This is a genomic window from Rubrivirga sp. SAORIC476 (assembly GCF_002283555.1).
Taxonomy (GTDB): Bacteria; Bacteroidota; Rhodothermia; order Rhodothermales; family Rubricoccaceae; genus Rubrivirga.
The window spans coordinates 856,798-870,344 of the sequence record NZ_MVOI01000003.1; the positions used below are offsets into that span (position 1 = coordinate 856,798).

At 70.6% G+C, this 13,547-nt stretch carries 10 protein-coding genes; 4 read left to right on the forward strand and 6 right to left on the reverse strand.

Annotation, left to right across the window (positions count from 1 at the left end; all coding sequences use genetic code 11):
• The 4 genes from B1759_RS05515 to B1759_RS05530 all read left to right on the forward strand — a co-directional run.
• A partial coding sequence (locus B1759_RS05515) for an HNH endonuclease (RefSeq protein WP_198948759.1) occupies positions 1–926 on the forward strand: 926 nt, incomplete at its 5' end.
• 139 nt (positions 927–1,065) lie between these two features.
• Complete coding sequence (locus B1759_RS05520; protein WP_095514029.1) at positions 1,066–1,620, forward strand: hypothetical protein; 555 nt, start codon at positions 1,066–1,068, stop codon at positions 1,618–1,620.
• Positions 1,621–1,767: 147 nt separating this feature from the next.
• Complete coding sequence (locus B1759_RS05525; RefSeq protein ID WP_143537274.1) at positions 1,768–2,247, forward strand: hypothetical protein; 480 nt, start codon at positions 1,768–1,770, stop codon at positions 2,245–2,247.
• Positions 2,248–2,553: 306 nt separating this feature from the next.
• On the forward strand, positions 2,554–3,777 hold the full coding sequence (locus tag B1759_RS05530; protein WP_198948760.1) for a TIGR03862 family flavoprotein: 1,224 nt from the start codon (positions 2,554–2,556) through the stop codon (positions 3,775–3,777).
• On the opposite strand, the gene B1759_RS05535 is transcribed toward B1759_RS05530, so the two are convergent.
• The 6 genes from B1759_RS05535 to B1759_RS05560 form a co-directional block, all read right to left on the reverse strand.
• Entirely contained in the window at positions 3,767–4,591 is an 825-nt protein-coding gene (locus B1759_RS05535; RefSeq protein ID WP_095514032.1) for a sugar ABC transporter permease, read from the reverse strand. The genes B1759_RS05530 and B1759_RS05535 overlap by 11 nt on opposite strands.
• 19 nt (positions 4,592–4,610) lie before the next feature.
• Positions 4,611–7,718 (reverse strand): amylo-alpha-1,6-glucosidase, encoded by a 3,108-nt coding sequence (locus B1759_RS05540; RefSeq protein WP_143537275.1) that lies wholly within the window; start codon positions 7,716–7,718, stop codon positions 4,611–4,613.
• 204 nt (positions 7,719–7,922) lie between these two features.
• Positions 7,923–8,885, reverse strand: coding sequence for a carbohydrate ABC transporter permease (locus tag B1759_RS05545; protein ID WP_198948761.1), 963 nt, complete (start codon positions 8,883–8,885; stop codon positions 7,923–7,925).
• A gap of 65 nt (positions 8,886–8,950) precedes the next feature.
• Positions 8,951–10,195, reverse strand: coding sequence for an extracellular solute-binding protein (locus B1759_RS05550; protein ID WP_095514035.1), 1,245 nt, complete (start codon positions 10,193–10,195; stop codon positions 8,951–8,953).
• A gap of 105 nt (positions 10,196–10,300) precedes the next feature.
• Positions 10,301–11,623 (reverse strand): hypothetical protein, encoded by a 1,323-nt coding sequence (locus B1759_RS05555; RefSeq protein ID WP_095514036.1) that lies wholly within the window; start codon positions 11,621–11,623, stop codon positions 10,301–10,303.
• A 53-nt stretch (positions 11,624–11,676) separates the two neighbouring features.
• On the reverse strand, positions 11,677–13,545 hold the full coding sequence (locus B1759_RS05560) for a glycoside hydrolase family 13 protein (protein ID WP_095514037.1): 1,869 nt from the start codon (positions 13,543–13,545) through the stop codon (positions 11,677–11,679).
• Positions 13,546–13,547: the final 2 nt, after the last annotated feature.

Here is a 13,547-nt window from a genome sequence, read left to right on the forward strand (position 1 = left end):
GTAACAGTATGCAACTATTTTTTCATGATGTTGGACTGAAAGGTGCAGAGCGAGACTTCCCAAAGACTGTCTTCGGAGACGTGGCGGTAGAGCTAGTAGAGCGCTCTGCCCCATCTCACTTGAGGGCAGAGATGGTAGACACTCTCCTGTCCTTGTTTCCCTCAGGGACGTTCAACTGCTGGGGAGTGCCAGCCGGAGCGAAGAGCGCAATCGAGCACCTCCAAGTCGGAGACGTTATGGTGCTGATTCGCACGACTGGCGGCGACGGCGATATGCCAGCAATGTGTCCGGTCCAAGCGTTCTGGAAGGAACCGATGCCCAGCTTATCTACTGCACTTTGGGGTAGCGACCGCTTCCCATACGTGTTCTTCTGCAAGACAGAACCGATCGAGTTGACTTGGACGCAGTTCAAGAAAGACGTGGACTACGCTCCCAACTTTCGGCCGAGCGGGAACGTCTACCGGGTCCGGCAGGACCGTCTCCGCAAACACGGTGGTGCGGAATCCTACGTCGAGAGACTTGCTGGCAACACGCTCAAATACCCAACTGGAGCGGCCTCAGGTTCAGTCGCAGAGGTCACACCCAACATAGAGTTCGAAGAGGGGCAGCGGCTCGTGCGCGAGAGGAGCTACTTCAAGCGGAACCCTCAACTTGTCCAAGCCGCCAAGGAGCGTTACAAGTACGTATGCCAAGCCTGCAATTTCCGGTTCCGTGATAAGTATGGCGAGCTAGGAGGCAACTACATCGAGTGTCACCATTTGAATCCTCTCTCTGAGCGGGAGGATGAGGGCAAGTCTTCCAGTACCTCGCTGGACGAAGTGACTGTGCTCTGCTCCAATTGTCACAGGATGGTTCACCGTACTCGCCCAGCTATGCCGCTTGAACGACTCAGAGAGATTATTGCCGGAGTCGGTGCCAGCGGCTAGCTAACCCGCGGCTGCAGGCCGACCCAGGGCTCCAGTGTCCTCGGCTCGTTCTAGCGCCAGCGCTACCTTCGCTTCGTTCGACGCTTGCGGTCGTTGCCCTGGGCGGCTGAGCCGCCATCTGTTATATGGATCCCCACCGATGAGCCAAGCCCGAAGAGAGGACGCGCAGAGGCTCTTCCGGCGCCTGGTGATCTCTGACGAGGATCTGTACGAAGCTCTGAGTTTCGCTGACCTGCTATTGTCGAGGCAGCTGTGCGATCCGCTGGTTGACTGGAACGACGATGGTTTCCTCAATGGGGAAGACCATATCATCCTCCGTGGTCTGTCTCAAAGCGCTATCGTCGCATACTCTCGCCCCTTCCTGAGCAGCAAGGGGGCCAAGGCCGCCAAGCCAGTCCTCCCCGAGAGGATCTGGAAACCGCTCTATGACTCCGACGACCTGGCTCTCCATTACGAGTTGCTGGCACGTAGGAAGCGAGCCGTCGCGCACTCAGATGCGGACGTCTGGGAAGCTGAGGTTGACATTTTCGCGGGGCGCGCAACCGTAGTCACGGGTCCTCCGATTCGGGATTTCGATGAGCAAGAACTCAGGAGGCTCATTTCGATGATTGGGAAGCTGATTGAGGAACTTGCAGATCGGATCGAAGCGCACCGCCAGCTTTTCGTCCCCACACCGCCAGTCAGATCCACATAGCCCGCGACTGCAGACCGACGCGGGGCTCCAGCGTTCTCGATTCGTGCGGGCGTCGGCGTCTACATTGCCTTGTATGAACCTCACGGCGTCAGCCCCGCGCGGCTGAGCCGCAAACTGTTCGCTGGCTTCCGCTCCCTCTTCCTAGCCGTGCAAGAGACGGTCTCCTTCCGCGACTCGCGCGCGAGCATCGTTGCCCTGGTGCTACTGAGTGCAATCGGGCTCGGGCTCGGGCTCGCGATGGTGTTGAGCCCGTCGGCGTTCGTGAGCGAGCCTTCGGGCGTCGGCCGTGGCATCCATACCCGGGAGGTGGCGTTCGTACTCGGGTTCATGGTACTCGGCCTCACGGCTTACATGGTCCGGCTCTCATACCGGAGAGTGCGGACCCAACCTCCAGCGATCGAGCTATCGCCTGGGGGTCTCGCCGTATCGCCAAGCCGTGATCCGATCGATCTCATACCCTGGCAGGACATTGACACCGTGGAGGTGGAGTGGGACGAGCGCGTCCAGTACCTGGTCGTTCGCACAGCGACGGATCGTGTCCGAGTGCCGCATACGCAGGTGAGCGCGAATCTCGAACGAGTGTGCCGAGCGATCAATGACTACAGGGCCCACCTCGCTGCCATATAGGAGCCGGGACGATGGGTGACACGGTCGGCGCGTCCGCCCAGGTGTCGAGGAGACGCGCGGTTCTCCCCGCCTCGGCCCCGAGGCAGGCAGCGTCAGGGGCCGTGGGCGGTGCGTGCCCTGTCCGACTGACCGGCCCGGCGTCCTGAGCGCGGCGAAGCCGTACCCTGTCGGGCCTCCATTCCTCCCGATGCCGCTCCCAATCCGCCTTCTGTCCGTCCCCGCCGGGACTGCTATCACGGCGCCCGGCGTCGGGCTCCCGTCATACGGGGTCCCGGAGCCAGCTCGCAGGCTGGTCGAGGCGTGAGCGTGTCTGAGCCAACCGGTCGAGGGGGACGCGCGGAGACCGTCCGGGCGCTCGTCATCGGGGCGGGGCCTGCGGGGCTGATGGCGGCCGAGGTGCTGTCGGGGGCAGGCGTGTCGGTCGTCGTGGCGGACCAGATGCCGACGCCCGCTCGCAAATTCCTGATGGCGGGCAAGTCGGGCCTGAACCTGACGAAGGTGGACGACGGCTTCGAGGGGGCGTACGGGGAGGTGTCGTCGGCCTTCGCGCGGGCGGTCGCGGCGTTCGGTCCGCAGGAGGTGATGCGGTGGGCCGAGGGGCTGGGCCAGGAGGTGTTCGTCGGCTCGACGGGTCGGGTGTTCCCGGTCGCGATGAAGGCGTCGCCGCTGCTGCGCGCGTGGCTGGGGCGGCTGGACGGGCGCGGGGTGGCGTTGCGGACGCGGTGGCGGTGGGCGGGCTGGCGCGACGGGCGGGCGGTGTTCGACACGCCCGAGGGTCCGCAGGAGGTCGACGCGGAGATCACCGTGCTGGCGATGGGCGGGGCGAGCTGGCGTCGGCTGGGGAGTGACGGCGCGTGGGCGGCGCAGATGCCGGGGTCGGTGGCGCCGTTCCGGGCGGCCAACGTCGGGCTGCGGGTGGACTGGTCGGCGCACATGGCGCGGTGGCACGGCGAGCCGCTCAAGGGGGTCGCGTTCCACGCGGGCGACGTGACGAGCCGGGGCGAGGCGGTGGTCACGACCCGCGGGCTGGAAGGCGGGGGCGTCTACAGCGTCAGCGCGGCCGTCCGCGACGGGGCGGCGCTGACGGTGGACCTGCTCCCGGACCTGTCGCACGCCGTCGTCGCCGAGCGGCTGGCGCAGCAGAGTGCGAAGGCGAGCCTCGCGACCCGTCTGCGGAAGGCGCTCCGCCTCGACGGCGCGCGGGCGGCGTTGTTTCACGAGTTCGGCCGTCCGTTAGGCGCGGACCTGGCGCGCACGATCAAGGCGCTCCCGGTGCGCCACGCGGGCGTGCTGCCGATGGACGAGGCGATCTCGACGGCGGGCGGCCTCCGGTTCGACGCGCTGGACGGGTTCCGGCTGGCGGGGCACGCCGGGGTCTACGCCGCGGGCGAGATGCTCGACTGGGAGGCGCCGACGGGCGGCTGGCTCATCACCGGCTGCCTCGCGACCGGGCGGGCGGCGGCGCGGCAGGCGCTGTCGGAGGCCTCCCCTCCCCGCCTCGGGGCCGAGGCGGGCGGGGTCAGCCCTTGACGGCGCCGAGGGTGAGGCCGGAGATGAGGTACCGGCTCAGGACCAGGAAGAGCGCGATCACGGGAATCGAGACGAGCAGGCTGCCCGCGGCGTAGAGGCCCCACTGGGTCGACATGGAGGCCTGGAAGCCTTTCAGCCCGACCGGCAGCGTGAACAGCTCGGTGTCCTGCAGGACCACCGCCGCGACGACGTACTCGTTCCAGGCACTCATGAACGAGAACAGGGCCGTGATGACGAGCGCGGGCGCGGCCAGCGGCAGGATCACCTTGTAGAAGGCCTGCCACGGGGTCGCGCCGTCGATGCGCGCGGCCTCCTCCAGGCTCGCCGGGATGGTGTCGTAGTAGCCCTTCATCTGCCAGACGCAGAAGGGCAGCGCCGTCGCCGAGTAGATGATGACGATGCCGATGTAGGAGTTGATCAGGCCCAGGTTGATCAGCACGATGTAGAGCGGCAGCAGCAGCATCGTGGCGGGGAACATCTGGGTGACCAGGATGCCGCTCAGCGCAGCCTTTCGCCCTTTGAAGCGGTGCCGCGACAGCGCGTAGCCCGCCGTGCTCGCCAGCGCGACGCCGGTGATGGTGACGACGAGGGCGACGAGCAGGCTGTTGCCGAGCCACCGCAGGAACGGCGTCTCGGTGAGGAGCATGCGGTAGTTGTCGAGCGTCGCGCCGTCGGGGATGAGCGCCAGCGAGCGCGACAGCAGCTGGTCGCCCGGTCGCAGCGAGATCGTCAGGATGCGCGAGATCGGGTAGACCGCGATGAAGACGAACAGCGCGAGCACGCCGTACGCGCCGAGGCGGGAGAGGAGCTTCATGGCGGTCAGCGGGCGGCAGTCATCGCGTCGTCCCCACGATGACGTCGTAGACGTTGGGCGAGCGCCGGTCGACGCGCCCGCCGCCGACCTCCTCGGTGGCGTCGCGCTCGACGCGCCGGAACGTGCCGACGCCGCCGTCGGGCGCGAGGGCACCGACGAGCATGGTCACGCGGGAGCGCCCGAGCGACGGCACGATGAAGGTGGGCAGGGCGAACTGGAGCGAGCCCGTCGAGGGGTCGAACACGGTCTGCCCGGACAGCCGGCCGATCTCGCGGCCGGACGCGTCCTCGACCACGAGCCCGTCGCCGACGAACACGACGACCTCGTAGCCGCCGTCGTCGGGGAAGTCGTAGTCCGCCCCGCGGCCGACGGTTTGGGCGCCGCCGTCCTCGGAGTCGATGGCGAACGCGACGATGGTCTGCCCGCCGGGCCCGAGGTCGGCGAACTCGGCGCGGACGTAGGTCGTGGAGTCGTCGTAGGCGATCTCCAGGTAGGTGCCATCGAGCGCGCCCGGCGTGACGCCCTGCGGGTAGGTGAACGTGGTGGTCCCGCCGCGGTCGTCGCCCTGGGGGTCGGTCTGGGTGAGGCTGACCGAGGCCGACGGGTTGTCGCGCAGGATCTGGGCGTCGCCGAGGGAGCGCTGGTTGGCGACGGCGCGCATGACGGGGTACTCGTCGCGGAGAACCGGCTCGGCGAAGGCGAACCCGTCCCAGGCGTTGCCCGGCGGGGCGGACGGCGCCGACACGACCTCCTCGCCATCGACGGTCGCGCCGCTGCCGGACACTTCCACCTCGAACGCGTCGCGGGCGACCACGGCGGTGTCGCCGCGGGCTTCGGCGAGCGCGACCGCCACGCGGCGTCCGCCGCCGTCGAGGACGAGCGTGGCGCCCTCGGGGAGCGCGCCGCCCGGCTCGACGGCCGCCTGCACGCCGTCGGCGTCCTGGGTCAGGCGCAGGCCGACCGTCCCGCCGCCGAGGCGGAAGCGGACGGCGGTCTCGCCCCAGGTCTCCGGCAGGCGCGGCGCGATCACGAGCGTGTCGGCGCTCGGGTAGGAGACGCCGACGAGGCCCTCCAGGGTCGCCTCCAGGAAGGTGGCGAGGCTCCACGGCTGCACGGGCGCCCCGCCGACCTCGGGCGCGGCCTCGGCCGAGCGGGGGTGCCCGGCGACGAGTTCAGGGATCGCGCCGACCGTGCCGGCGTCGAGCAGCAGCTCGGCCTGCGACCGGATCAGCTGCGCGGCGAACGTGGCGCCGCCCGTCTCCGCCATCATCGTCGCGACCGGCCCGGCGAGCCACGTCCACACGGCGCCGTTGGTGCGGGCGGACGAGGGCGTGTAGAGGCCCGGCGCCTCCAGGTACGGGTGGAACAGGGAGTCGGTCTGCGCCAGCGACGCGACGCCGTAGGGGAACACGAGGCGCTCGGCCAGGGCGCGGGCCAGCGCCGCGCGGTCGGGCACGCCGTCGAGTTGGGCGAGCGCCAGCAGCCCGTCCGGGCGAATGTCGCTGGCCGGGCCCGAGGCGTCGACGCGGTCGGCGAAGACGCCGTCGCGGACGAACCGGGCCGGGATGTCGCGCAGGAGGACGGCCGCTGTGTCGGCGTACCATGTGGCCGAGGAGCGCTGCGAGACGCCCATGATGCGCGCGAACTGGGTGGCAGTGCCGAGGGCGCGGTAGAGCGCCCCCTGGCCCTCGGCGATGGCGCCGCGGCGCCGGAGCGCGCCCGCCTCGGGGTCGCCTTCGAGCCACGTGCCGCGTCGGTCGCGGGCGAGCAGGAAGCCCGAGGTGGAGTCGGTGGCGTTGCCGTTGCGCGAGTCGGGCTCGTAGATGCCGCGCAGGGCGAAGACGGTCTTGAACCAGAAGTCCGGCCCGCCGGTCACGAGGCCGCGGTCGCCCGTCGTGCGGACGTAGTCGCCCGCGGCGGCGAGGAAGAGGGGCGTGCCGTCGGCCGTGGCGAACACGTCGTCCTGGTCGGGCCCGAGGCGGACGAGGTCGGGGGCGCGGCCGAGCAGGTCCTGGCGGCGGTCGAAGCGCTGCGCCTGGCCCATCGTGGTGAGCAGCGCGCGGGCGGTCTCCCAGCGGCCGGTGTCGAGGAAGGCGCCGAGCGTCCACGCGGCGGAGGGGAACGAGGCGGGCTCGGCGCCGGGCAGGCCGGGCAGGATGGACACGCGCGACGAGTCGCGGACGGTCAGCGCGTCGAGGGTGAGCACGGCCCAACGGACCGCCATGTCGGTGGTCTCGTCCTGGGTGTCGAACCCGATGTCGTCCACGATGGCGGCGAGGCGTTCGCTGCGGGCCTCGCGGCGGGCGGTGCCGTTGGCGAGGGCGGCCCGCGCGGCTGCCACGGCGGCCTCGGCCGTGGCGCCGGTGCCGACGGCCAGCGCGCCGGGCGTCTGGAGCGTCACCTCGCCCAGCCGGAACGCCTGCTTGCGCCCGCCTTCAGGCGCGTCGGCGGCGGCGCTCGTGGAGCGGACGCTCCCGCCGTCGGTGGCCACGGCCGTCCAGAGCGGGCCGGCCGGGACGACGGTGCTGTCGGTGGGGAGGTCCGCGGCGGCGGCGAACACGAGCGTGCCGCCCACGTCGCGGATGCGGTAGTCGCCCGCCGCGCCGCGCTCGCTGCGGACCGGCCGGAAGCCGACCACGCCGACCGAGTCGGCGACTTCAATTAGGAGGGCGGCCTGGCCGTCGCCGGTGCCGTCGAGGAGTGTCACGCGCTCGCTGAGGCGGGCCGGGCGGTCGCCCTGGAGTTGCGCGATCACGCGCCCTATGAAGCCCGTCGTGTCGCGCTCCAGGTACGACCGGATGGCGACATCGGGCCGGGCGATGCCCTTGATGCGGTCGGCGGGGCCAAGGGCGACCGAGTCGGCGTCGGACCACCAGCGCCAGCTGTGGAGGGGGGTCCGCCCGCCCGCGGTGAGGCCCATCGCCGGGTCGCGGCCGGGCGCGGCGAGGGCGTCGTACCAGACGGCCCCCGCGGCGTCGGTCTGGAACGTGGAGCGGACGGCGCCCAGGGAGTCGTCGGGCTGGGCCTCGGCCTCGACGGCGAGGGCGACCATCGACTCGGGGCCCTCGCCCGCCAGGATGCTCTCGCCCGCCTCGGGCCCGCACGCGCTGAGGAGGATCGCGAGCATGGCCACCAGCGCGCCGAGGCGGAGCGGGCTGTCGGATCGACAGGCGAGGAAGGAGACGTAGCCGGGACGAGGCACAGAACGGGCGCGTATGGATTCCCGCGTTCGCGGGAATGACGGGTGGTCGGAGGGTCGGCTCGGGAGACCGCAGACGCGGTAGAGACTCCCGGCCTCGGTGCCGTCGCGGACAGACCGAGGCGGGCGGGGCTAGTACATCGACTCCGTGGCCTGCGTGCGGTTCAGGAAGACCTGCGTGAACACGAACAAGACCGCGAAGATGACCATCGACAGCGCCGCCGCCCAGCCGAAGCGGTACATCGAGAACGCCGCCTCGTAGACGTAGCTCACCAGGATGTGGGTCTGGTCGTTCGGCTCGCCGCCGTTCGACACCAGCCAGACGACGTTGATGTTGTTGAAGGTCCAGATGGTGCCCAGCGTGATGGCCGGCAGCATGACCGGCTTCAGCAGCGGGGCCGTGATGGACCAGAACTGGCGCCACGCGCTCGCCCCGTCCACCTCGGCCGCCTCGTAGAGCTCGCCGGGGATCGACTGGAGGCCGCCGAGCGCGATCACCATCATGAAGGGGAAGCCCAGCCAGATGTTGGTCAGGATGGCCGCGATGAACGCCGTCAGCGGGTCGCTCAGCCACGACACCGCGCCGCCGCCGAACGACTCGACGAGCAGGTTGACCGCGCCGAACTCGTAGTTAAACATCCCCCGCCACGTCAGCGCCGTGATGTACTGGGGCACGGCCCACGGCAGGATCAGGAGCACTCGCCACGCGCTCTTGCCCTTGATGAACGACTGGTGCAGGATGACCGCCAGGAAGACGCCCAGGCCGACGTGGAACACGACGTTCACGAGCGTCCAGATGATCGTCTTCAGGAAGACGCCCCAGAACGCGGGCTCGGCGAACACGGCCACGTACTGGTCGAGCCCGATCAGCTCCCAGTCGCGCAGCGTGTAGATGTTCATGTTGCTGAACGAGATCGCCACGTTGTACACGAACGGGAAGGCGACCACGGCCAGCACCACGAGGCCCGTCGGGCCGAGGAGCGCGGCCAGGAACCACCGGCGGCTCCACGCCTCGGACCGCCTCGGCGGCGGCGTGGACGGAGTCGCCAGCGTCGAGGCCTCCACGGCCATCGCGTCAGTCGGGGCGTTCAGCATGGGGGAGGGATGGGAGATGCAGGAGGGAAGAGGGATGCGGGAGAAAGCCCGTCCCTCCATCCCTCTCAGTTCAGGAACGTGTCGGCGATGCGCTTTTCGGCCTGCTGTTGCATGAGGCGGGCCCCCTCGGCGGCGGAGACCTGGCCGTTCATCACGAGCTGGTAGGGGCCGCGCATGGCGTCCCAGATCTGGCGCATCTGCGGGGCCGTCGGCATGGGGCGGGAGTGCTCGATCTGGGCGAGGCTGCCGAGGAGCGTCGCGCTGGAGGTCATTACGTCGGAGGCGCGGACGGCGGTGCGGACCGGAATGGTGGCCAGTTCGCGGGCCATGTCGGCCTGGATGGCGTCGTCGGTGAGCAGGCGCAGGATGCCGAGGACGGTGGGCAGCTTCCAGTCCGGCACGGCCGGGTTGAGCGAGTAGGCCTTGGCGGCGGCCATGGGCTGGGCGTAGAGGCCCGTCTCCTCGTTGATCGGCAGCAGCGACAGGCGCACGTCGACGCCCGCCTCCTGGTAGCCGCCCCACGACCACGGGCCGTCGATGGTGGCCGCGGCGTAGTCGTCGCGGAAGAGCGCCTTCGAGGTCTCGTAGTCGGCCTCGCGCGGGATGACGCCGTACTCGTCGCGGAGGTCGAGGACGTACTGGATGGCCGCGACCGTCTCCGGCGTGTCGAGCGTCGGGTTGCCCGCGTCGTCCATCACCCAGCCGCCGAAGGATGTCAGGAAGGGGATGAAGAAGAAGGGCTCGGTGTAGTTCCAGACGAGCGCGTACTGGTCAGGCTCGCCGTCGCCGTCGGTGTCCCGGGTGAGCGTGCTGCCGAGGCGGGCGAGGTCGGCGAGCGTCTCGGGCGGCTCGGGCAGCAACTCCGGGTTGGAGACGAGCGTGAGGTGGTTGCCGATCTGGTCGGCCAGGCCGTAGATCTTGCCGTCGTACATCACCCGTCCGTCGTCGGTGAAGCCCGCCAGGAAGGCCGGGTCCACGAGGTCGTCCAGCGGGCGGATGGTGTCGGTGATGCCGAGCGTGCCCATGTTGTCGGCGGGTCCGAAGATGAGGTCCGGCCCCTTCCCGCCGATGGCGGCGAACACGTAGTGGTTGCGCAGTTCCTCGGTCTCCTTGTAGAGCACGTCCAGCTGGACGCTGTCCTGGCGCGCGTTGTATGCCGCGGCCCACTCCTCCAGGAACGTCCGCTCGGCAGCGTCCTTCTGGTGCCAGATCCGCACGACCACCGGCTCGCCCTCGGGCGGCGGGCCCGTCGGCGCGGTGCAGCCGCCGACACCGAGCGTCAGGACGAGGGCGAACAGGAGAGCACGCATGGGGGGAAGACGAGACGGTGGACGGTGTGGCGTGAGGCGAAGATGCTCAGGCCCGAAGGGTACGGCGACACGAACGGCAGATGGTGCGGCCCTCACCCTGCCCCCTCACGGCTCCCCTCCCCAATCCGCGTCGAGCCACTCGCGGGCGGTGGCGATGAGCGGGTCGTCGGGTCGGCCGGCGGCGGCGGCAAAGACGATCGCGTCGGCGAGGACCGCCTCGGCATCGGCGGGCTGGAGGGCCTGGGCGAAGGTCACGGCCGTCTGGAGCATCTGGAAGAGCACGATCGAGCCGGGGTCGAAGGGGAACGCGCGGCGCACTGGGCTCCGGTCGCTCGGGTGAACGAGCGCCCCCTGGAACGCCACGCCATCGAGTCCGACGAACGCTGCCCGGGCGGCGTCGGCATCGAAGCCCGGCTCCGACGACGGAACGAGGACGGCGCCGGCGTCCACGAGTCCGGTCTTGAAGCCGAGCAGGCCGGGGTCGAGCGTCAGCGCCGCGACCAGGGGACGCCCGAGCGAGCCGTCGGCAGAGGCCGCGAGCCAGCGGTCGAGCACGGCGTCGCGGAGCGTGTAGAGCCGCCCGTCGGGCGAGTCGCTGCTTCCGCGCGCGTCGTACCGTGCCAGGAACGCCTCTACAGTGTCCGGCAGCGGCAGGCCCTCCGTCGCGGCGACGTGGCGGGCGACCTCGGGCACGTCCAGCAGCGGCACGTTGACCACCGCCACGTCAGGCCGAAGCCCCTCGACCGCCTGCGCGATCCGCATCGGCACCGTGTCGGCGTCGCCGTTGGTGAGGAGGACGGCGCCCTCGGGGACGTTCAGGAGTGTCCACCGCGCGAACGCCATGGCGGGCGGCGTCCAGAAGCCGACTCGGGCCAGTTCGTCGAGCGCGCGGTCTGCTCGTGCGGTGTCCCCTCGCCGGACGGCCTCGACCCAGGTCGACACCCAGGCGTTGCCGTCGTCGGGGTCGCAGCCCACGGCGCGCTGGATGTGGTGCCACGCCGAGTCGGCCGAGGCGAGCGAGGAGATGAAAAACTGGGGGTTGAGGGCGTCGGCGAGCGCGAGGTGGGCGTGGCTGTGGCAGGCGTCCTCCGCGAGCACTCTCCGCGCGTGAGCGACGGCGACGGCCTGCAACACCGAGTCCCGGTTCTGCTGGGCGACGCGGCGCGTGGCCTCGGCCAACCACGCCCGGAGGTCCCGCGAGGCCTGGGGGTCGTCCGCCTGAGCGACGGCCTCCTGCCAGTATGCGATCGCGTCCGTCAGCCGGAGGTCGGTGTAGCCCTCCCACCCTGCCGCGAAGGCGGCGCCTGCGGCCGACGCCGGGTCCAGGCCCGCGAGAGTTGGGGCGACCGAGGCGGTCGGCACCTCGGTCACCTCGATGACCGGCTGGGCGGACGCAGAGGGGACCAGGGTGAGGAGCAGGGTCCACACCGCGAACCCCTGCAGGAGGTCCCGACCGCCGCGCCGAGGGGGCGTCTCTGCTCTCATTCGTCGAGCCCCCGCGGGCGGATGTCAGCCGGGTCGGCCGGGCGAAAGACGACCGTCGTGCGCGGTGGAATGCGGAGGCCGTAGGTCGCGCCCTCGTCGTCGAACTGGGCGACCAGCATGGCGACGCGCGCAGCGTCGTCGCGCGATACCGAGACTGGCACCAGCGGCTCCGGCACGCCCTCGCCCGGCATGGGCAGGAAGACCGACGCGTCGCCCGCGTTGAAGGCGACGACGCGGCGGTCGCCGTCGAGCGTCCGGCCGAAGGCGACCGCGCGGCCCTCGACGGCCAGCGTCTGCAGGGTCCCGCGGCGCAGCACGGCGTCCGACTGGCGAAGCGCGATGGCACGGCGGTAGAACGCGAACAGGTCGCGGTCGAAGGCGACCGGGTCCGGGTCACGCGTCAGGCCACGCGGCGCGAGCGACTCGTCGGCGTAGACGAGGTCGGGCCAGACCATCGGCTTGCGGTCGTCGGGGTCGTCGGCGCCCCACATGCCCGCCTCGTCGCCGTAGTAGACGAGTGGCGCGCCGGGCAGGGCCATCTGTAACAGGACGACGGCCCGCTGGAGGTCCCGCTCCTCCCGCCTCGGCGCGCGGACGAGGTAAGCCATCGTGTCGCGCGGACCGGCGAGGCGGTCGAAGTGCCCACCGAGGCGGCCGTTGACGATCATCGACGCCAGCCGGTCGGTGTCGTGCCCGGCGAGGATGTTCATCAGCGCCGGACGCGTGGCCTCCGGGAAGGCGTCGAAGCGGCTCGTGACCTCGTCGGCGAAGGTCGCCGCGTCGATGCGGCCGTCGAAGGCGAACGCGTCGAGCGGGATCGCGAGCGCGTGGTAGTTCATCGTCGAGTGGAAGCCGGTCCGGTCCAGGTAGTCGCGCGCGTCGCCCCACTCCTCGGCGACCGTGATCGCGTCCGGGTTGAGGCCGGCGACGAGGGCGTTCCAGTCGCGCCAGAAGCCGTCCGGCACCTCGCCCGCCACGTCGAGCCGCCAGCCGTCGACGCCATCCGACGGGTCGCCGTCGCCGTTCGGGTCCATCCAGCGACGCGTGATGTCGACCACGTGTGCCTTGACGCCCGGGTGCAGGTCGGTGCCGTCCTCGGTGTTGGCGAGCACGGCGAGCGGCTTGTAGCCCCACCACCCGTTCCAGTCGAACTCGTCGGCCTCGGTGGCCGGGTCGTCCCAGGCGGTGACCTCGTACCAGTCCGCGACCGGGCTCGCCTGCTGGCGCTCGCGGACGTCCTCGAACGCCCAGAAGCGCGTGCCGGTGTGGTTGAAGACGCCGTCGATGACCACCCGGATGCCTCGCTGGTGGAACGCGTCGACCATGTCGAGGAAGAGGCGGTCGGCACTCGTCCAGACCCATGTGTTCGGGTCGGCGGTCTCGTCGGCGACCATCGCCACATCTCCGGCGGGATCGGGGCCGAAGAACGGGTCGATGTGGTGGTAGCTCGTCGCGTCGTACTTGTGGAGCGACGCCGCCCAGAACACCGGGTTGAAGTAGACCGCCGTGACGCCGAGCGAGTCGAGGTACGGAATCCGGTCGATCACCCCCTGCAGGTCCCCGCCGAGGCGACGGTCGAAGACGCCGTCGTCGTAGAAGTCCGGACCGCGAGCGGTCTCCCAGGGCGCGCGAGCGTACCAGTCGGCCGTCCACGGCGTCACGGCCCAGTCCTCACCGACGGCGTCGGGATTCTCGAGCGAGGCACGCGTCGGGTCGTTGGCCGGGTCGCCGTTGGCGAAGCGCTCGGGGAAGATCTGGTACCAGACCGCGTCCTGCGCCCAGGCCGGGGGCGCGGGCTGGGCGGCCGTGGCGACGGCGAGGAGCGCCACCAGCACGGCGACCGGGACGAGGCGATGTGGAGTCATGC

What these genes read in the sequence shown, in the direction of transcription:
- B1759_RS05520 (WP_095514029.1), top strand. Translation starts at nt 1,066, where the DNA reads ATGAGCCAAGCCCGAAGAGAGGACGCGCAGAGGCTCTTCCGGCGCCTG.
- B1759_RS05535 (WP_095514032.1), bottom strand. Translation starts at nt 4,591, where the DNA reads ATGAAGCTCCTCTCCCGCCTCGGCGCGTACGGCGTGCTCGCGCTGTTC.
- B1759_RS05540 (WP_143537275.1), bottom strand. Translation starts at nt 7,718, where the DNA reads ATGCTCGCGATCCTCCTCAGCGCGTGCGGGCCCGAGGCGGGCGAGAGC.
- B1759_RS05545 (WP_198948761.1), bottom strand. Translation starts at nt 8,885, where the DNA reads ATGCTGAACGCCCCGACTGACGCGATGGCCGTGGAGGCCTCGACGCTG.
- B1759_RS05550 (WP_095514035.1), bottom strand. Translation starts at nt 10,195, where the DNA reads ATGCGTGCTCTCCTGTTCGCCCTCGTCCTGACGCTCGGTGTCGGCGGC.
- B1759_RS05560 (WP_095514037.1), bottom strand. Translation starts at nt 13,545, where the DNA reads ATGACTCCACATCGCCTCGTCCCGGTCGCCGTGCTGGTGGCGCTCCTC.